Origin of the sequence: Nonomuraea sp. NPDC003804 (genome assembly GCF_040610675.1) — a bacterium.
GTDB lineage: Bacteria > Actinomycetota > Actinomycetes > Streptosporangiales > Streptosporangiaceae > Nonomuraea.
Map to the genome: position 1 here is coordinate 130141 of NZ_JBEXMT010000010.1, position 18696 is coordinate 148836.

At 70.2% G+C, this 18696-nt stretch carries 19 protein-coding genes and 1 tRNA gene; 13 read left to right on the plus strand and 7 right to left on the minus strand.

Translation table 11 applies throughout. From position 1 onward, the window contains the following. Positions 1–6 precede the first annotated feature (6 nt). From ABZX22_RS16230 to ABZX22_RS16245, 4 genes are all read left to right on the plus strand, one after another. The gene (locus ABZX22_RS16230) at positions 7–1182 is read left to right on the plus strand and encodes a DNA polymerase III subunit delta' (RefSeq protein WP_354909241.1); all 1176 of its coding nucleotides are present in this window, start codon (positions 7–9) and stop codon (positions 1180–1182) included. A gap of 235 nt (positions 1183–1417) precedes the next feature. Continuing rightward, complete coding sequence (gene ricT, locus ABZX22_RS16235) at positions 1418–2242, plus strand: regulatory iron-sulfur-containing complex subunit RicT (protein ID WP_354909524.1); 825 nt, start codon at positions 1418–1420, stop codon at positions 2240–2242. Positions 2243–2345: 103 nt separating this feature from the next. Then, complete coding sequence (locus tag ABZX22_RS16240; RefSeq protein ID WP_354909243.1) at positions 2346–3812, plus strand: alpha/beta hydrolase; 1467 nt, start codon at positions 2346–2348, stop codon at positions 3810–3812. A 57-nt stretch (positions 3813–3869) separates the two neighbouring features. Continuing rightward, positions 3870–3946, plus strand: a tRNA-Thr gene (locus tag ABZX22_RS16245). A gap of 372 nt (positions 3947–4318) precedes the next feature. On the opposite strand, the gene ABZX22_RS16250 is transcribed toward ABZX22_RS16245, so the two are convergent. Beyond that, positions 4319–4918, minus strand: a complete 600-nt coding sequence (locus ABZX22_RS16250) for a dihydrofolate reductase family protein (RefSeq protein ID WP_354909245.1) — start codon at positions 4916–4918, stop codon at positions 4319–4321. Continuing rightward, a complete protein-coding gene (locus tag ABZX22_RS16255; protein WP_354909247.1) occupies positions 4915–5790 on the minus strand; it encodes a metalloregulator ArsR/SmtB family transcription factor in 876 nt (291 codons plus the stop codon). The genes ABZX22_RS16250 and ABZX22_RS16255 overlap by 4 nt, the downstream gene beginning before the upstream one ends. Before the next feature lie 565 nt (positions 5791–6355). Here ABZX22_RS16255 and ABZX22_RS16260 point away from each other — a divergent pair. Next, a complete protein-coding gene (locus tag ABZX22_RS16260; protein ID WP_354909249.1) occupies positions 6356–7537 on the plus strand; it encodes a hypothetical protein in 1182 nt (393 codons plus the stop codon). A gap of 402 nt (positions 7538–7939) precedes the next feature. On the opposite strand, the gene ABZX22_RS16265 is transcribed toward ABZX22_RS16260, so the two are convergent. Continuing rightward, positions 7940–8125 carry a hypothetical protein gene (locus ABZX22_RS16265; protein ID WP_354909252.1) on the minus strand — a complete coding sequence of 62 codons (186 nt, stop codon included), beginning with the start codon at positions 8123–8125 and terminating at the stop codon, positions 7940–7942. Positions 8126–8131: 6 nt separating this feature from the next. Here ABZX22_RS16265 and ABZX22_RS16270 point away from each other — a divergent pair, with 6 nt between their 5' ends. The 3 genes from ABZX22_RS16270 to ABZX22_RS16280 all read left to right on the plus strand — a co-directional run bounded on the left by ABZX22_RS16270 (position 8132) and on the right by ABZX22_RS16280 (position 10966). After that, positions 8132–8533 carry a hypothetical protein gene (locus ABZX22_RS16270; RefSeq protein WP_354909254.1) on the plus strand — a complete coding sequence of 134 codons (402 nt, stop codon included), beginning with the start codon at positions 8132–8134 and terminating at the stop codon, positions 8531–8533. A 252-nt stretch (positions 8534–8785) separates the two neighbouring features. Further along, on the plus strand, positions 8786–9367 hold the full coding sequence (locus tag ABZX22_RS16275) for an SMI1/KNR4 family protein (RefSeq protein ID WP_354909255.1): 582 nt from the start codon (positions 8786–8788) through the stop codon (positions 9365–9367). A gap of 612 nt (positions 9368–9979) precedes the next feature. Continuing rightward, positions 9980–10966, plus strand: coding sequence for a phosphotransferase (locus ABZX22_RS16280; RefSeq protein ID WP_354909257.1), 987 nt, complete (start codon positions 9980–9982; stop codon positions 10964–10966). A gap of 128 nt (positions 10967–11094) precedes the next feature. Here the strand turns inward: ABZX22_RS16280 and ABZX22_RS16285 are convergent, their stop codons facing one another. Further along, positions 11095–11940, minus strand: coding sequence for an NAD(P)-dependent oxidoreductase (locus ABZX22_RS16285; protein WP_354909260.1), 846 nt, complete (start codon positions 11938–11940; stop codon positions 11095–11097). 158 nt (positions 11941–12098) lie between these two features. Here ABZX22_RS16285 and ABZX22_RS16290 point away from each other — a divergent pair, with 158 nt between their 5' ends. Further along, a complete protein-coding gene (locus ABZX22_RS16290) occupies positions 12099–12920 on the plus strand; it encodes a helix-turn-helix transcriptional regulator (protein ID WP_354909262.1) in 822 nt (273 codons plus the stop codon). 18 nt (positions 12921–12938) lie between these two features. On the opposite strand, the gene ABZX22_RS16295 is transcribed toward ABZX22_RS16290, so the two are convergent. Further along, complete coding sequence (locus ABZX22_RS16295; protein WP_354909264.1) at positions 12939–13610, minus strand: class I SAM-dependent methyltransferase; 672 nt, start codon at positions 13608–13610, stop codon at positions 12939–12941. Positions 13611–13651: 41 nt separating this feature from the next. Next, on the minus strand, positions 13652–13888 hold the full coding sequence (locus tag ABZX22_RS16300) for a hypothetical protein (protein WP_354909267.1): 237 nt from the start codon (positions 13886–13888) through the stop codon (positions 13652–13654). Between the two features lie 430 nt (positions 13889–14318). Here ABZX22_RS16300 and ABZX22_RS16305 point away from each other — a divergent pair, with 430 nt between their 5' ends. From ABZX22_RS16305 to ABZX22_RS16315, 3 genes are all read left to right on the plus strand, one after another. Further along, positions 14319–15296 carry an NAD(P)/FAD-dependent oxidoreductase gene (locus tag ABZX22_RS16305; protein ID WP_354909270.1) on the plus strand — a complete coding sequence of 326 codons (978 nt, stop codon included), beginning with the start codon at positions 14319–14321 and terminating at the stop codon, positions 15294–15296. A 210-nt stretch (positions 15297–15506) separates the two neighbouring features. Beyond that, on the plus strand, positions 15507–16343 hold the full coding sequence (locus tag ABZX22_RS16310) for a lytic polysaccharide monooxygenase (protein WP_354909273.1): 837 nt from the start codon (positions 15507–15509) through the stop codon (positions 16341–16343). Next, positions 16328–16855: a DUF305 domain-containing protein gene (locus ABZX22_RS16315; protein ID WP_354909276.1), complete on the plus strand. Its 528-nt coding sequence runs from the start codon at positions 16328–16330 to the stop codon at positions 16853–16855. Before ABZX22_RS16310 ends, ABZX22_RS16315 begins: the two co-directional genes overlap by 16 nt. A 24-nt stretch (positions 16856–16879) precedes the next feature. Here ABZX22_RS16315 and ABZX22_RS16320 read toward each other — a convergent pair whose 3' ends face one another. Then, positions 16880–17980, minus strand: a complete 1101-nt coding sequence (locus tag ABZX22_RS16320) for an alpha/beta hydrolase (RefSeq protein WP_354909279.1) — start codon at positions 17978–17980, stop codon at positions 16880–16882. Positions 17981–18018: 38 nt separating this feature from the next. Here ABZX22_RS16320 and ABZX22_RS16325 point away from each other — a divergent pair, with 38 nt between their 5' ends. Next, positions 18019–18696 carry an FCD domain-containing protein gene (locus ABZX22_RS16325; RefSeq protein ID WP_354909282.1) on the plus strand — a complete coding sequence of 226 codons (678 nt, stop codon included), beginning with the start codon at positions 18019–18021 and terminating at the stop codon, positions 18694–18696.

Below are 18696 nucleotides of genomic sequence, written 5' to 3' on the forward strand. Positions count from 1 at the left end.
GTCCCGGTGAGCGTCTTCGACGACCTGGTGGGCCAGGAGCAGGCTGCTGCCGTTCTCTCGCGGGCCGCTCTCGCCGCCGCCGAGGTGGTGGGGGGCGGGCGCGGCGCCGGCATGACGCACGCCTGGCTCTTCACCGGGCCGCCCGGGTCCGGCCGCGAAGACGCGGCGCGCGCCTTCGCCGCCGCGCTGCTGTGCCCGTCGGGTGGGTGCGGCCACTGCGAGCAGTGCCATCAGGTGCTGATCGGCTCCCACCCCGACCTCGAGGCGGTCAAGCCCGAGGGTCTGTCCTACAGCGTCAAGCAGACCCGCGAGCTCATCCTGCGGGCCGCCGGCGCCCCGACCCAGGGCCGCTGGCGCGTGATCCTCTTCGAGAACGCCGACAGGGTCACCGAGTCGGCGGCCAACGCGCTGCTCAAGGCCATCGAGGAGCCGCCGCCGCGGACGGTGTGGCTGCTGTGCTCGCCCGCCCCCGACGACATGATCATCACGATCAGGTCCAGGTGCAGGGTCGTCGGCCTGGTCACCCCCTCGGGCGAGGCCGTGGCCCACGTGCTGGCCACCCGCGAGAACGTGCCGTGGGAGATGGCCGCCTTCGCCGCGCGGGCCGCGCAGGGCGACCTGTCCCGTGCGCGGGCGCTCGCCCTCGACGACGGGGTACGGCAGCGCCGCGAGGCCGTGCTGGCGATCCCCCGCTCGCTCAGCGGGGTCGGTGACTGCATCACGGCCGCCGAGCGCCTGGTGAAGACCGCCGAGGAGGAGGCGGCCGCGGCGACCACCGCGCTCAACGAGAGCGAGACCGCCGAGCTCAGGAAGCTCTACGGTGAGGGGTCCTCGGGCAAGGGCCTCAACAGGGGGCTGGTGCGGGGCGGCGCCGGGGCGCTGAAGGAGCTGGAGGACCGGCAGAAGTCGCGGGCCACCAGGGTGAAACGCGACTCCCTGGACGTGGCGCTGCTCGAGCTCGTGTCGTACTACCGTGACGTGCTGGCCGTACAGCTGGGTGCTCCGGTACAGCTGGCCAACGAGGACCTCCGTTTCCACCTCGACGCGCTGGCCAGAGCGTCGACGCCGGAGGAGAGCCTGCGGCGGATCGACGCGATCATGCAGTGCAGGGAACGGCTGGCCGCGAACGTCAACCCGCAGATCGCGGTCGAGGCGATGATGCTGGGGCTGCGCCGCCCCTGACTCGTCTTCCGGCGGCGGGCAGGCGGCCGTGAACGCGCGTTTCCTCCGGCAACCCCTGGGAAGCGCGGCGGGTGACCGAGGCGGCGGCCGAGATCGATGGCGTTGGTGTCGACACTCTTGGGCGTCGACTTCGACGGTTGCCGTGCCCCCTGAGCGGTGCTGCCTCTCGTAGGGTGGGAATGAAGGCCGGTATGGATGTCCGAGGCCGTCAGGAGGCGAGCGCGAGCCCATGGGAATGATCATGGCCGTGAGCTTCACCCGCTACGGGAGGCTCTACTACCTCGATCCGGGTGGGCACAGCCCCAAGGTGGGAGACAAGGTGCTGGTTCCCACCGACGCGGGGCCGGAGGTCGCCGAATGCGTGTGGGCACCGCAGTACTCCAGCGAGGACATCGACGGCCTGCCGGTGTGCCAGGGTCTGGCGGGCGAGGAGCACCTGACGCGCGACGAGACCAACAAACGGCGGCGCGCGGAGGCCCGCAGCGTCTCCAAGCGGCTCATCAAACGCCACGCGCTGCCGATGAAGGTGGTGGGTGTCGACTACCTCGACAAGGAGAACGTCTACACGGTCTACTTCTCGGCCCCGCATCGGGTCGACTTCCGGGCGCTGGTGCGCGACCTGGCCCGCAATCTCCGGGCCAGGGTCGAGCTGCGGCAGATCGGGCCGCGTGACGAGGCGAGGCTGCAGGGCGGGATCGGCCCCTGCGGGCGCGACCTGTGCTGCGCGACGTTCCTGAAGGACTTCGAGCCGGTGTCGGTGCGGATGGCCAAGGACCAGGACCTGCCGGTCAACCCGCTCCGCATCGCCGGGGCGTGCGGCCGGTTGATGTGCTGCCTGAAGTACGAGCATCCCTTGTACCAGGAGTTCCGGGCGTCCACGCCGCGGGTCGGGGCGGCTGTGGACACCCCCGAGGGGCCGGGGACCGTGGTGGGGCACAACGTGCCGTCCGACTCGGTGGTGGTGCGGCTGAACGACGGCGGGCGGCGGTGCTCGTGCTCGAAGGCCAGCGTGTGCGGTCCGCGCAAGGCGTACGACTCGACGTACGGCGAGGGCGACTGACGGTTGCCGGCGCGGGCTCTGGAGATTGACGGCACGGGCTCGTTCCTGGAGGGCGGCCTCGGGTGGCGTTCGTGCCGGAGTCGGATCGCGGAGGTGACGTGGGGTGGGGCGGCGCGGGTTCGTCATCGGTCTCGTGGTGAGCCTGCTGGTCGCCGCGTGCGGCGCGCCCACCACCCCGTCTCCCGACCTCTACCGGCAGAAGCTTGCCTGGAGCGACTGCGGTGACGGGTTCCAGTGCGCCGAGCTCGCCGTACCGCTCGACTACGCCCGCCCGGGCGCCGACCGGCTGTCCATCAGCGTGATCAGGCTACCCGCCACCGGTGACCGCCTCGGCTCCCTCGTCATCAACCCCGGCGGCCCGGGAGGGTCGGGCATCGAGTACGGCAGAGCCGCCCGGCTGGTCGTCAGCCCCGAGGTGCGGGCCAGGTTCGACGTGGTCGGCTTCGACCCGCGCGGCGTCGGCGAGTCGTCGCCGGTCGACTGCCTGAGCGACGAACGGCTGGACGCCTTCCTCGCCCTCGACGCCACCCCCGACACCACCGCCGAGGTGGCCGCGCTCGAGAAGGGCTCCCGGGAGTTCGCCCGCGGTTGCCAGGCCGCCTCGGCCCGCCTGCTCCCGCACCTCGGCACCACGAACGCCGCCCGCGACCTCGACATCCTGCGCGCCGCGCTCGGCGACGACCGGCTGACCTATCTCGGCAAGTCGTACGGGACGTCCTTAGGGGCCCACTACGCCGACCTGTTCCCCCGTCGCGTGCGGGCGCTCGTGCTCGACGGAGGCATCGACCCCGCCCTCACCCGGGTGCGGCTGAACGAAGGGCAGGCCAAGGGCTTCTCCGACGCCTTCAGGGCCTACGCCGAAGACTGCGTCGCCGCTCCCGACTGCCTTCTGCGGAGCCGTACGGTCGACGGTGCCGTCGCCGAGCTCGCGGAGGTGCTTCGCCGTACGGACCGCAGGCCCCTGCGAGGCGGCGGGCGCCAGGTCACGGAGGCGCTGGCCACGCTCGGCGCGCTGACCCCGCTGTATGACCGGCGGTCGTGGCCGCTGCTGTCCGACGCGCTCCACGCGGCGGCCAACGGCGACGGCGACCTGCTGCTGCGGAGCGCCGACCGACTCGTCGGACGCGCGGAGGACGGCACGTACACCAACCAGACCGAGGCCAACATGGCCGTCAACTGCGTCGACAGCCCCTACCCCCGCACGACCGCCGGGTTCGCGAAGGCGGCGGAGGAGACGGAGCGGAAGGTGCCGGGCTTCGGGGCGTTCATCATGTGGAGTTCGCTGCCCTGCGCCTTCTGGCCGGCTCCGCCGACCACGCCGGCCCGGCCGCTGCGGGCGTCGGGCGCGCCGCCGATCCTCGTGGTGGGCACCACCCGCGACCCCGCCACGCCGTACGGCTGGGCCAGGGCGCTGGCCGGGCAGCTCGAGTCCGGCGTGCTGGTGAGCTTCGACGGCGACGGGCACACCGCCTACCTGAACGGGTCGACGTGTGTGGACGGGCTGGTCGACGCCTACCTGCTGACCGGCCGGGCGCCGCGCGAGGACACGAGATGCCCCGCGATCGAGTGAAAAGGAAGGCGCGAGGACTCCGCGGGCTCCTGTAGACTTCATGACGTTGTATGGCACGCCGCCTTAGCTCAGTCGGCCAGAGCACTTCACTCGTAATGAAGGGGTCTCGGGTTCGAATCCCGAAGGCGGCTCCAGCGCAGAAGCCCTCCGCAGGATCGCGGAGGGCTTCTGCGTTTCTGTACGAGTCCCTGTACCTTCCACCGGTCGTCTGCTGCTTCCTGCTCAGCCTTCTGCACCTCGAGTGCGTTCACGCGGTGCTGGAGAGTGCCGGCGTGCGCCGGGACGTCGGGGTCTTGGTGCCTCCGCCGGCGCGGACCGAACGCCATACGGCCACGTGTGGTGGCGCGGCGGGCCTGCGCAACCCTACGGTTCTCACGCGACGCCGGCTTTGACAGGAAGAGCCGTGATCCGCAGACAGGCGGGCAGCAGGGTGAGTCTTGGCCCCGCCGCTGCACCACGTCACGGCGGGCCGGGCGCCGCCCGACGATTTTCAGGTTGTGCCCGGTTCAGCGGACTCGGTCGTAGACCATGGCCATCTCGCCCAGCTCGCCGGTCTCCTGGTGGGTGAGCGTCCACTTGGTGGCCGGCAGGCCGTCGTCGAACAGTCGCTGCCCGCCTCCGGCGATCTCGGGGAAGATCATGAGGTAGAGCCGGTCGAGCAGGTCAGCCGACAGCAGCGGCTTGATGATGCTCGCGCTGCTGTTGACGAGGATGTCGCCATCACCGGTGGTCTTGAGGTCGGCGACGACGTCGGCGGCGGGTGCGTTCACGACGCGGGTGCGGTCCCACGGTGCTTGGGCCAGGGTGGTCGACAAGACCACCTTTTCGGTGCCGACCAGCCATGTGGCGTATCCGCGATCACGCGGGTCGGCGTTGTCGTCTTGGGCGACCGACGGCCAGTAGCCCATGAATCCCTCGGCGTTGAGTCGGCCGAGCAGCGCCGTCGTGGCGTCCTCCCAGATGCGGGTCATGTGGTCGCGCGCGACGTCGGTGGTCACATACGGGGCGAACGGCCCGAAGTCGTTGGGCCCGCCGGGGCCGTTGTAACGACCGTCAAGGGTGAGGCTCAGGTTCGCGGTTACCTTGCGGCCAGTCGAGCTGGTCATTTCGGGCTCCTCATGGTGATGTCATTTCCGGCGTCGCCGCTTGTGTCGGTGTCGCTGGAATCCGCGGCGAGGGTCGCCATGAGCTTGTCGAGGCTCTGGCCGAAGCCGATCTCGATGCCTGCGATGAAGTCCGCGGACTCGATGGTGCTGTCGGTGATGCCGAAGCGGACGTCGAGGTCCGTACCGGTACCGGTGGGCCGGAGGTCGAGGTCGAGGTGTGCGGTGAAGGCCGGGCTGCCGTCGGGAAGCAGCGGGGAGAGCCGGTAGGCGAGGTGCTCCCCGGGGCGTACGTCCTCGACGACTCCGTGTGCGCGTCCGGCGACCACGTCGGAGCCGTCGGCGTCGTCGGCGTCGCGGTACTCATGGATGATCCGCCCGCCCGGTCGCGCCTCGAAGACGAGCTCGGAGACGCGCAGGTCGTCCGGTGTCCACCAGTGGGCGAGCAGGGAGGCCTCGGTCAGGTGGCGCCAGACCTCCTGCGGGCGCCCGTCCAGCGGCCGGTGGAAGGTGAACGAGCGGCCGTCGGCCCACCCCGGTTCCTTGGCGGCGAGCCGCTCTGTGTGGAGGCCGAGACCGTAGCGGTCGTAGGTCTCGCGCGGGCCGCCGGCCTGGTCCGCGGTGTCGGCCAGTCGGGTGAGCGCAGCCGCCAGTTCCCGTAGGGGCTCGGTTCGGAGCGCGTAGATGCGGCGCTGGCCGGAGCGCTGGGAGGTGACGACGCCGACACGCTCCAGAGCCTGTAGGTGCTTGGTCGTCTGCGGCTGGCGTGCCTCGGCGAGCTGGGCGAGGATCCCGACCGGCCGGGGCCGCTCGGCCAGCAGGCTCACGAGCCGCCAGCGGGCCGGGTCGGCCAGAGCGGCGAGGAGTGCGTCCATGCCGAGAAGTATTCTCCATGGAGAATATTCGTGTCAAGGAATATTTCTGGGGTGGGCTCGGAAGCGTAGGTGAAGGGCAGGTCTGTGTCGAAGGCGAGTGCTCTCATGGATCTGCTCAGGGGCGCGCGCGATTCGCCGGCGGCCGGCTCATGGCCCCATCGGCACGCGGATGCCTTCCGCTCTCGCGCGCCCCTCTGGGTGTGCTGCACGCGCGGGAGCCGGCTGCAGGACCTCGGGCGCACTGTCCGCATGCAGCACGTTTGCCCCGGACAGTCTGCAGCGCAACGAGGCGCGGTTTGCTACTTCCCGTGGTGCAGTGACGGATGGTCCGAATGCGTGTCAAGGCGCTGAAGATGTTGCTGACTAGTCCTGTTGTGGCGTCCTTGAGTGCTCTTGTCGCGCTCCAATGCCGGCGTTTGGATCTAAGGGTGGTCTTCTGCGGTGCGTCACAAGCGCCGGACTTCGGATGTATCACCCGTATCGCTGCCCGTCCTGTCCAGCCCGGTCCTATCTCGGCGCGCCGGTCATCAGGCTGCGCCGTCCTCCCAGAGAAGGAGTCGCGACCTTGACCATGCTGACCTACACCGTGCTCACCGACCCGGCGCCCCTGGCGGCGTCAGAGGCCGGGCGGCAGTCCAAGTCCACGGGGACGGTGTACCTGCTCGTCACGAACACCGGGCAGACGGCGTACTCCAAGATCACGCTGACGGTTCCCGTCGGCACCGGCGCCGGCGACCTCACACTTTCCCAGGACTTCGCCGCGATCACGCACAAAGCCGAGTACACCGACATCAAGTCAGGTAGCCCCCGTTCGGTGACCGTCCAGACGCAAGGCTCCGCATTCCAGGTCACCGACAAGGGCGGTAAAGCAATCAACTTCGGCCCCGGTGACTACATGGTGCTGACGCTGGAGAACGTCACCGTCGCCCCCACACCCGGGCTGGCCGTGCTGACGGTGACCGAGAACGCCGGCAGAAGCAAGGGCGGGAGCCCGCGCAACAGTTACACGGCGGTGGCGCTGGTGAAGACCGCGCCACAGGAGATACCGGCGCCGCACAGCTTCCTCGCGGACAACGCCGTCGTGGACGCCGGAACAAAGGTCACGCTGAGCTGGGAGGGGTCCGACGACTTCACCTACGAGATCCTGTTTCCGGGGGGCCGGAAGCCCGTTCCCAGGGTCAAGCACGCCGGGTCGCATGGCCCGTACTCCTTGGTGCTGGACGCCGCCGACGCCCCGAAGCGCGACACCACCTACACCCTCGTCGCCACATTCGGCACCCAGCGGCACGTCTTCACCACGACCGTTCAGGTACGCAATCCCATCCTGGATGCCCTCACCGCCATCAATGGCGTCACCACCCCGTGGGTACAGGGGTCGACCAAGGGCGACGGAACCTTCACCTTCTCCAAGGGCGCGATGCACGTGTGGCGCGAATTCGGCTCCAACGACTCGGGCGCCTTGTACGCCGGCGAGGCCACCGTCAGCGGCGTCGCCACCGAGTATGTGAAGGGGCTTAAGGACGGTGACGGAGACATCACCTTCCTCCCGGGTGGGGTGAAAGTCTGGCGCACGCGCGGCTCCAACGACCCGGGCACCCTGTACGCCGACTCCATACGCGCGAAAGATGCCCCCTACGGGCAGGGCGGCGGGTGGATCAACCTCCACGACGAAGGGATAACCGTTTATCTGTCAAAGGACGGGAGTAATGGGCTTGGGAGCGTGACGGCTCGCTCCTACAACCGCTGACTTCACCACCGTTCAAGGAACAATCCCCGCACACGACATGGGCCCGGAGGATGCTCCGGCCCATGTCGTGTGCTGTGCTCGGGGAGTAGTAGGAGAGAAGGGGCAGTGATCGCGGCCCGTGCCGACCAGGCCGGGCTGGACGAGGCTCCGCGCGCACGTTCATCGGTTCGACGCCGGGTGGACCTGACCGCCACCGGCCAGCCTGCTCAATGCTCAGACTGAGGTCTCGGCGGCCGTCCGGGCGTTGCTGATCTTGGACGTGCTGTGCCTGTGCACGCCGGGGTGCTGACGGCGGCGATCCGCCTCTCTGAGACGGTGGCGATCCGCCTCTCTGTGATGGCCCGCGAGATCACCGGAGCCCTCGACCCAGCTGACCCCGCCTGTGTCGTGTCAGCGGCCGCGTCAGGACGGGAACAGCCCGGTATCAGAGCGGTCGGCGATGGTGAATGCCATGAACGGTTCAGCGAGTGCGGCCGCAAGGCCGGGCGAGATCTCCTCGGGCGACCCGGCCTGAGCAATCTCGACACCCCCGGCACCAACAGGCCCGCATTCCATCAATTGAATTTCGTAACAGATCTGAAGGAGCACACCACCATGTCCATCACCCTTAACGACCAGGACACGTTCACCCTGCGGACCGCCGCGTGGGGCGCCGTCTCGCTGATGGCCGCCGCTGGTGCCGCCGGCTCGCCCCACAGGATCGCCACCGAAGGCTCCATCGCCCTGACCTCGGCGACCGGCCTGGTCGGGCACGTGCTCACCAAGGCGCCCAAGGGCCTGAACAGCAAGTCCACGGCCGCACTCGCCGACCACGTGCTGCCGGCCCTGACGGCGGCCATGAGCCTGCTCAAGAAGCAGGCTCCGGCGGAGGCCGACAACTTCCGCCGCACCGTCATCGTCGCCATCGAAGCTTCCGCCCGGCCCGGGAAGGGCGAGCCCAGCCCCGCCATGGCCGAGATGGCTCGCAAGATCACCGAGGCTCTCGACGCCGCTTGATGGATGTCGGCCTGCGCGGCCACCGCTCGTCACGGGGTCCTGTCCGGACCCCTGTGACGCGGCGGCGTGGCAGGTCAGTGAAGGCCGGGCCCCACGATGCCCGGCCGGCTGCATCCCGCGTGTCAGCTGCGGCGTCAGCCGTATTCCACGTCTGTCCGTTCGCTTGGATTTCGGGGACGGCGCTGCCGTACATGGGCGGGTTCTCCACCCTCCGAGGCCGAAGTGTCGGAGCGGCCCCGTATCTTCCGGCCCATGAGCACCCCCTCCTACGCCTGGCTTGATCTTCTGCGCACCGGTAGCGAGAAGATCCTTGAGTGGAACTATCGCGATCACGCCGAGCAGCGTAAGTACGAGACCCGGAATCCCCAACGGCTGGGCTCGACCGGTGCCAGCGAGGAAGAGATCGCCCGCGCTGAGGAACGTCTGGGGATCATCCTTCCACCCAGCTACCGGCAATGTCTCCAGGCCGCCAACGGCTGGGACATCGTGGGCTACGGAGAGGGTCACCTTGCGTCGGTCACGGAAATCGGCTGGCTCCGAGACGTAGATTCAGACATCGCGCTCGGGTGGTCTGACGAGGACCTTCCTCCCGTATCTGACGAGGAGTACTTCACGTACGGCGAGGGGCAGGACTGCTGCCTGCACTTTCGGACCGAGTACATCCCGGACACCCTCTGGATCGGCGAGCACGACGAAGGGGCCTTCCTGCTCAACCCACACATCAAGACCCCCGATGGTGAGTGGGAAGCCTGGTTCATGGCCTCATGGCTGCCCGGAGCCACGCGCTTCCGATCGTTCTGGGACCTGATGCGGGACCAGTACAGCGGCTATTGACCGCCCCCGCTCCTGGCCGGCGCACCTTCCACGGCTCGGACGGCGGCCGTGCACGGCGTTGACGCGGTGATCGAGCGGGAGGCGAGGTGCCCGGGGTCGTGGCGTGAACGGATTTCGGCGAGTTCCATCCTTGTTCGACGGCCCGCCGGATGCATCCTTTGACGAGGACGGGACGGATGACGATCGTTCGTACTCCTGACCAGTTGTCCGGCCGGGCGCAGGACGCCTCCAGGGTTCTCGGCTCGTTCGACGGCGAAGGTCAGCGGGCTCAGTCGTTCCCCTGGCTGTAGGTCGGCTTGTGGCGGACACGCCAGCGGTAGACGGTGTCGTCCACGGCGATGAGCCGCGAGCCCTTCTTGGGTATTGCCATGGCGGCCTCCACGCTCCGCTCGAGTTCCGTCGCTGTTCCGCGGGGAGCACTGGAATCATGAGACGCCCGGAAGCGTAACGCTGCCCAGCAGCATGATCGAGTTGTCTTGGCGGGTGGTCACCGAGGCTGCGATGTCGCCGGCCGAGGTGTCCAGGTCATAGCCGGTGGACGGACGCTCCCGCTTCCTCGTCGACGGCCCCGGCGCCGTTACAGTTCTGATCATGGGGCTTGCGGGTGGTCGGGTGTTTCTGGAGCGTGGGGACGTCAGTGACCTGGCGCGGAGCGTCTTCGGGGCGAGCCGTCGGGTGGGCGGCGTGGAGCGGATCAGAGGGGGCAGCAAGAAGGGCGTCTACCGGCTCGTGTTCGACGACGGGTTCGCCGCGATCCTGTACCTCTGGTCCGACGACGAGAACTACTGGCCTGCCGCGGTGGAGGATGAGGGGCCCTTCTCGCACGCCTCGGGTCTGCGCCTCTTCTCGGCCGCCCACGGGCTGCTGGAGGAGGTGGGCGTCCGGGTGCCGCGGCTGTACGTCGCCGACGATTCCCAGTCGCGCTTTCCCGCCGATCTCGCTCTCGTCGAGGACGTGCGCGGCGGGACGCTGGAGAGGCGGCTGGACGACGACCCGCAGGGCGGAACGGCGATCCTCGGGAAGCTCGCCCGCTCCTTGGAGCGGATGCGGCAGCGCACGAGCCCGCGCATCGGGAAGATCGCTGAGGTGGCCGACGGTTCGGTCGCGCAGCCGGACTCCTGCGTGGCGGCGGTACTCGACCGCGCGCTCCGGGATCTGGACGAGGCCGCCGCCCGTGTCGGGAGGATCGGGGAGGCGAGGGCGGAGTGCGTCGCCGTTCTCGAGGAGCTGGCCGCCGCCATCGAGCCTCGGTCGAGCCACGGACTGATCCACGGCGAGCTGGGCCCGGACCACGTCCTGGTCGACGACCAGGACGAGCCGGTGCTCGTCGACATCGAGGGGACGATGTTCTTCGACGTCGAGTGGGAGCACGTCTTCCTGCGGATCCGGTTCCACGAGCACTACGCGCACCTGCACGTCGACGGGCTGCACGAGCGCCGGATGGAGCTCTACCGGCTCGCGCAGCACCTGTCGCTGGTCGCCGGCCCGCTGCGGCTGCTGGAAGGCGACTTTCCCGACCGGGACTTCATGGAGGGGCTCGTGAGGCATCACACCGCCGCGACGCTTGCGCTTGTCCCGGCGGAACGGCCCCGCCCCTGACGGCCGGAGCGCGGCCGGCCACCCGCTGAGGATGGTGGCGAAGCGCGGTCGGCCACCCGTTGAGGATCGTGGTGGAGCGCAGCCGGTCACCGGTTCGGGATGGTGGCGGAGCGCGGCCGGTCACCCGTTCAGGATCGTGGCCGGTTGACGACGCTCCAGTCCTCCGCGCCGTGGCCCTCGGTCACGGCCTGGGTGAAGACCGCCAGGGTGGCGTCAAGGAGGGGGTAGTCGGTCGGCCCGGCCAGGCGGGAGGCGTAGTCCAGGTCCTTGCGTGCCCACTCGGCGGAGAAGTTGATCGGCTCGGGCGGGGTGACCAGGTTGTCGTGCGCCATCGTGGTGATGACCCCGCCCGGCCGCTCCAGCAGCGCCGCCCCCACCTGGCCGAGGTCCAGGCCCGCCACCCCGGCGAGCCGCATCGCCTCGCCGAACGCGGCCATGTGGACGGCTTGGAGCGCGTTGAGCACCAGCTTGAAGCGAGTGCCGGCGCCGACGGGGCCGAAGTGCCGGACCTCCCGGGAGACGGCGGTCAGCACCGGGTCGAGTTCGGCCAGCCGTGCCGGATCGCCGCCGACCAGCATGGTGAGGTTGCCGGTCCTGGCACCTGCCGCGCCGCCGGTCAGCGGCATGTCGTAGAAGGTGAGGTCCCGCTCCGCGCAGACGGCCGCGAGCCGGGTGATCCAGTCGACCGACAGGGTGGCCGAGGAGATCAGAATCGTGCCGGGGCGGGCGCCGGCCAGGATGCCTTCGGGGCCCAGCCAGACCGTGCGCGAGGACTCGTCGTTGGCGGTCACCTCGAAGACCACGTCGGCCTGGCGAGCCGCCTCGGCCGGGGTGGGGGCGACCAGCGCGGTGTCCGAGATCGACCGGTGCAGCGGGCTGCGGTTCCACAGGACCACGTCGTGCCCGTGGCGAGCGAGGTTGGCGGCCATGCCCTGGCCCATGATGCCCACTCCGACGATTGCCACAACGGCCATCGTTCTTCTCCTTGGTCAGCGGTTGGTGGTTCGGCGTGCGGAACCAGCGTGCCTGCCTCGGGGCGCGGTGCGGCAGGCCCGCCCAAGGGGTGCCCTGGCAGGGCCCCCCTTGGGTATCGACGGAGCGACATACTGTGGGAATGCCAGCGAAGAGTGATTTGGGAGAGTTTCTCCGGGCTCGGCGGTCCAGGATCCCGCCCCAGGAGGTGGGGCTGCCCGCCACCACCGGGCGCCGCCGTACGCCCGGGTTGCGCCGCGAAGAGGTGGCGATGCTGGCCGGGGTGAGCATCGAGTACTACACCCGCCTGGAGCAGGGCAAGCAGGGCAATCCCAGCCCTCCGGTGCTGGAGGCGATCGCCGGGGTGCTGCGGCTGACCGATGACGAGCGAGGGCACCTGTTCGAGCTGGCCAACGCTCCCGCGGCCAGGCCGACCGCGGTCCGGCCGCCCCAGCAGGTCAGGGCCGAGGTGCGGCGGTTGCTGGAGATCGTCCGTCCTTGCCCGGCCTACGTGTTGAGCCGGGCCAACGACCTGCTGGCCGCCAACGAGGCGGGGATGAGGCTGCTGCCGGGGATCGAGGAGTGGCCGGCCGCGTTGCGGAACACCGCCCGCTACACCTTCCTGCACCCGCAGGGCAAACGCGTCTACGGCAACTGGGATGAGGTGGCCGCGGCCACGGTGGCTCACCTGCGTGCCGTCGCCGGGACCTATCCCAACGCGCCCGACGTGGTCGGCCTGGTGGGAGAACTGGTCGTCAAGAGCCAGGAGTTCGCGGCCCTGTGGGACAGGTACGACGTGCGCAGGCGCACCAACGGCCGCAAGTGCTTCCGGCATCCCGCCGTCGGCCCCATGGCGCTGAGCTACGAGGTGCTGACCGTCGCACGCAGCGAAGGGCATCGGCTGGTGGTCTACCAGGCGGAACCCGGGACGCCCGACCACGACGCGATGCTGCTCCTCGAAATGGCGCAGGTGAGTGGCTGAGCCGGTGGTCGTGTCCGCTCACCGGTGAGGACGAGGAGCCTGGGCGATCACGACGTACCTCTCGTCGCTGATCGGACGGCCCCACAGCGCCGGGTCGGTGAGGTGCTCGGTGTGGACGATGCGGGCGTGCGGCTCCAGCGCCGCGATCAGCCGTACGGCGGGCACCCCGCCCAGCCACGGCAGCGGAGGAGATCCAGGGGCGTAGGAACCGCCTGCGTCGGAACCGCCCCATCGGCCTTCGACGAGGATGAGGCGACCGTCCGGCCTGAGCAGGTCGAGCCAGCGACGGAGCGCCTCATCGGGGGCGGGGAGGGTCCAGACGAGGTGGCGGACGACGATCGCGTCGAACGCATGGCGGCCCACCCCCGGCGGATCGCCGGCATCGCCGACGATCAGCGGTACGGCGAAGCCCGCCTCGGACAGCTTGCGCTCCGCCTGGGCGATCATGCGGGGCGACAGGTCGATCGCGGTGGGATGGTGTCCGAGCTGGGCGAGGAGCAGGGTCAGCGACCCCGTCCCGCACCCGAGGTCGAGGACCTCGGCTGACGGCCCGGGCAGCCATCCGGCCAGCCGCCGGGCCCAGGCGGCGCGGACATGCGGGTCACGGAGGCCGTGGTCGGGCTCGTCGTCGAAGGTGTCCGCCGAGGAGTCCCAGAAGGCGGCGATGGGGGTGAGACCTGAGGTCGGCATGGCCCGACTCTCGCAGGCGGCACCGACAAACCCGGCGCTCGTCACTCGGTCCTGCCCCAGCTCCTCGGACGCGTCTCCGAATAGCAGCCCGACTCGTACTTCAGGATGAGATACGCCTGCTCGTCATAGGCGTCCCGGATGTCCAGGTAGAACACGTGGCTGCTGCCGTCCGCCGTCGTCACCTCGAGGTGCCCTCCGGAGTATCCCCGCTGCAGGTGGGCGTCGGTGATGTCGTCGAGGTCGAACTCGACACCGCGGATCGAGAACTTCTTTCCCATCGGGACCACTCCGTGCCGGTCGGGTGCGCCTTCACCGAAGCAGCATGGCGTGCCCGCCCCCGCGGATCAACGCCCGCGACGGGGGGCCTGGAGCGTCCCGGGTCGGCGGGTGGGCGTGAGCACGAGCGGCCGTCGTCCCGGGCCGACTGGTGGTGGGGCCACGAACGGCCGGTGCCCCGGGTTGGCGGGTGGGTGGGGCGCGAGCGGCGCCGGCGCCCTGGGACGGCGGGTGGGTCGGAGCATGAGCGGCCGTCGTCCCGGGCCGACTGGTGGTGGGGCCATGAACGGCCGGTGCCCGGGTCGGCGGTGAGGCCAGGAACGGCCGGTGTCCGGGCGTGGCGTGTGGCGCAGGCGAAGGTGTCCCGGAAATGGCAACAGATTTTGCGGCTTCGGCGCCCGCGGTCGCACTCTGGGTACGGAGGTGATCGCCATGATCCACATGACGAACGTGGCCGAGTACGACGTGATCGTGATCGGCGCCGGCGCGGCAGGGCTGAACGCCGCGCTGGTGCTGTCCAGGGCCCGTCGGCGGGTGGCCGTGGTGGACGCGGGGGAGCCCCGCAACGCCCCGGCCGCGCACATGCAGGGCTTCCTGTCCAGGGACGGCATGTCCCCCGCGGCCCTGCTCGCGGTGGGCAGGGACGAGGTGACCGGGTACGGCGCGCGGTGGGTCGAGGGCCGCGTCGATCAGGTCAATCAGCTCGACCAGGTCGACCAGGTCGAGCCGGGCTTCGCCGTCCAGCTGGCCGGCGGGGCGACGCTGACGGCCCGCAGGGTGCTGGTGGCCACCGGGTTGCGCGACGAGCTGCCGGACATCCCCGGGGTGCGCGAGCGGTGGGGCAAAGATCTGCTGCACTGCCCGTACTGCCATGGGTACGAGGTGCGTGACGAGCCGATCGGTGTTCTCGGCACGAACCCGGGCGCGCTGCACCATGCGCTGCTGCTGCGCCAGTGGTCGGGCGACGTCGTGCTCTTCTCGCACACGCTCGAGCTGACCGACGAGGACCGGGTACGGCTGGCCGCCCGCGGGGTGCCCGTCGTCGAGGGCGTGATCAAGCGGCTGGTGGTGGACGGTGACCGGCTGCGCGGGGTCGAGCTGGCCGACGGGCGGGTCGTGCCGAGGAGCGCGGCGTTCGTCGTCCCGCGCATGACGCCGCACGACGCGCTGCTGGCCGGCCTGGGCTGCGAGAAGGACGCGCACGGCTGGCTGGTCACCGACGGCTCGGGCCGTACCAGCATGCCCGGTGTCTGGGCGGTCGGGAACGTCGCCGACCGGCGGGCGCAGGTGATCACGGCGGCGGGCATGGGCTCGGCGGCGGCCATCGCCATCAACACCGACCTGGTGGAGGAGGAGGTCGACCGGGCCGTCGAGGACCACCGGGCGGCGGAGGCGGCCGCGGCGCGGTAGCTCGCGACACGGAAGGCCGAGCGAGGGCGCGGGGATCCGTCCTCCCCGCGCCGTTCGCGACGGCGGCGCGGGCCGTCGAACTCTGGAACGCTCGAAGTGGCGACGGGACCGCCAGAACGGAAAAGTTGCTGACAGGGGCCCTTGCGCGGGGGGTCGTTCAAAGTTAATCCTTAGGAAGGTTTCCTGTTAGTTAACACCCCGGGAGCTCCCGTGAACAAGAGAACCGCCGCCTTAGCCGCAGGAACAGCCGCTCTCGTCCTCCTCCCCGCCGGCGCCGCCAACGCACACGGCACGATGTCCAACCCGCCGAGCCGCGTCTACGTCTGTAAGAACGAAGGCCCGGAGGCGCCCAGGTCGGACGCCTGCAAGGCCGCTGTCGCCGCCGGCGGGACCCAGGCGTTCTACGACTGGAACGAGGTCTCCCTCCTCGAAGCGGGCGGGCGGCATCGCGAGCTCATCCCCGACGGGAAGCTCTGCAGCGCGGGACGCGAGAAGTACCGGGGCCTCGACCTGCAGCGCGCCGACTGGCCCGCCACGTCGGTGCGATCGGGCAGCTTCACGCTCACCTACCACGCCACCGCACCCCACTCCAACAGCAACTTCGAGTTCTACATCACCCGTGACGGGTGGAACCCGACCATGCCCCTGAAGTGGTCGGACCTCGTGCACATCCGCACGTTCACCAACCAGAACCCCACGACGTTCACGAACTGGACGATCAACCTGCCGCAGCGCAGCGGCCGCCACATCCTCTACTCGATCTGGCAGCGCGTCGTCGGCAGCAATGAGGCCTTCTACACCTGCTCCGACGTCGACTTCGGCGGAGGCGGCGGCACGCCCACCCCGACCCCCACCCCCACCCCGACGCCCACGCCCACGCCTACGCCGACCTCGACAGTGCCTGCGGGGACGTGGCAGGCTGGCAAGGCCTACAAGGGGGGTGACCGCGTGACGTACGCCGGTCTGTCCTACGAGTGCCTGCAGGCCCACACGGCCATCGCCGGATGGGAGCCGCCCAACGTGCCGGCGCTGTGGAAGCGCGTCTGATCGCCGCCCTCGCCGCGGCCCTGCTCCTCGGGGCGGGCTGCGGCGAGCAGCCGCAGGAGCAGGTCAACGCCGACGACGTAATGTTCCTGCAGATGATGATCCCGCACCACAAGCAGGGCATCGAGATCGTACGGCTGGCGGGCGGCAAGGCCACCACCCTCGGGATGAAGACGCTGGCCGCAGCGATCGAGCGCACCCAGGCGGCCGAGGTCACCACGATGACCAGGTGGCTGTCGGCATGGGACCAGCCGTTGACCGCCCCGTCCGACGCCCACGCCGGGCACGGCGGGCTCCCAGAGACCGACCGGGCGCGGATCGCCGCGGTGAAGAACGAGCGGGACCTGATCAACCTGCTGATCGCCCACCAGGACGACGCGATCCAGATGGCGCGGGTCGAGGTCTACAACGGGACGAACCCGCGGGTGAAGGAGTGGGCCGGGCAGGTGGAGCGGTCGCGGCAGGCGCAGATCGAGCAGATGCTGACCTTCCTCGACCAGGGCGCCAGGCCCTGACGAGAGCGCGAGAGCGGGGGCCCCTCAGGGGAGCGGGGTGACGAAGTCGGTCAGGGCCTTCTCGTAGGCGGTGGGGGAGACGTTCCAGGAGCCCGTGTGCCCAGCGCCCGATGTCCTGAAAAGTCGAACAATGTCCGGGCGGAGGCGAGCGAACTCCATCGCGGGCCCCACCGGCACCGTCTGGTCGTCGTCGTCCACGAACAGCAGCACCGGCACCGAGAAGTCCGCCGCGTGCGCCACCTGGTCCAGTTCGGCGAACGACAACCCGGTCCGCCGCTCGACCACGGACATCCCCACCGAGGCCAGCCACAGCGGCACCCCCCGCTGCCTGGCTCCCAGCTCGATCGGCGCCCGCCAGTCCATGACGGGGCTGTCGAGGATGAGCCCCTTGATCGGCGCGTCCGGCAGCATGCGCGCCGCCATCGGCACGATCGCGCCGCCCATCGACCAGCCGTACAGGTAGACGCCGGTGGCGCCGGACGCGCGCGCGTAGGAGATCGCGGCGGCCACCTCCTTCCACTCGGAGGCGCCGAGGTGGTGCTTGCCGTCGGGACCGGCGGGCACTCCCTCGTCGTTGCGGTAGGTGATGCTCAGCACCGGCATCCCCAGCCTGTGGAAAACCGGGATGACGCGGGACGCCTCGGCCGGGTTCGCGTTGCGCCCGTGGACGGCGATCACCCACGTCGTGCCGTCCCCCTCGGTCCGCCAGGCAGGGAAGTGGCCCAGCTCGGACCTGATCCGCACCTCCTGGTACGGCACGCCCACCGCCGAGCGCGGGTCCTCGTGGCCCCACATCCACCTGTCCAGGTAGGCCCGGACGCCGGGTCGGAGCGTGCCCCGCCGTACCGTGTCGACCTTGCGGGTGACGGTGCCGGGGCCGCGCGCCACCACGTCGCCGAGGATGGCGTTGCCGGCGGCCCAGGTCAGGCCGAACGAGCCGGGGGCGTCGGTGTCGGCGCCCCCGCGCAGGGTCACCCGGGTGCCGTCGTAGGAGACGACCTCCAGCGGATACGAATCGCCGTGGGAGGGGTCGATGACCAGGCCGGAGTAGTACCAGCCGGCGCCGGCGACCCCGAGGAGGGCGAGCACCGCCAGAACGCCCGCTACCCCGGCAATTCTCTTCATGAGGTGAAAATACAGGAGATAAGTGATCTAATCATTAGATGATGGTTGTCCGGCCTTCCCTCTCCGGCGTCCTCACCGAGCAGGTTCTCGGCCTGATCACTGAGAGCGGGCTGCAGCCGGGCGACCGGCTGCCCACCACGCGCGAGCTGGCGCAGCGGTTCGCCGTGACCACGCCCACGCTGCGCGAGGCGCTGCGCCGTCTGGAGGCGACCGGCGCGATCGAGATGCGGCACGGTTCCGGCCTCTATGTCGGCGCGGACATCGAGCGGGTCGTGCTGCCCAACCCCAACATGCGCGCGATGCCGGGCGGGCAGCTGCTCGACCTGCTCGACGCGCGCATCCTCATCGAGCCGCCGCTGGCAGGGCTGGCGGCGGGCCGTCCGGGCGCGCAGGAGCTGCGGGAGGTGCTCGGCCAGGCGGCCATGCACCTGCGCGGCGACGACGCCGAGCTGCACGAGGCCAACATGACCTTCCACCGGGTGGCGGCCAGGCTGGCGGGCAACAGCGTGCTCGGCGAGGTCGTCGACTCCCTGCTGCGCGTGCACGCCTCCGAGCAGCGGGAGATCCTGCGGCTGTTCGACGACCGGCGTCGTGACCACGACGAGCACCTGGCGATCCTCGAGGCGATCGAGGCAGGCGACGCCGCGGCCGCGGAGGAGCTCATGCGTTCCCACCTGATCGACGTGAAAACGGTGATCGAGCACAGGCTCATGTAG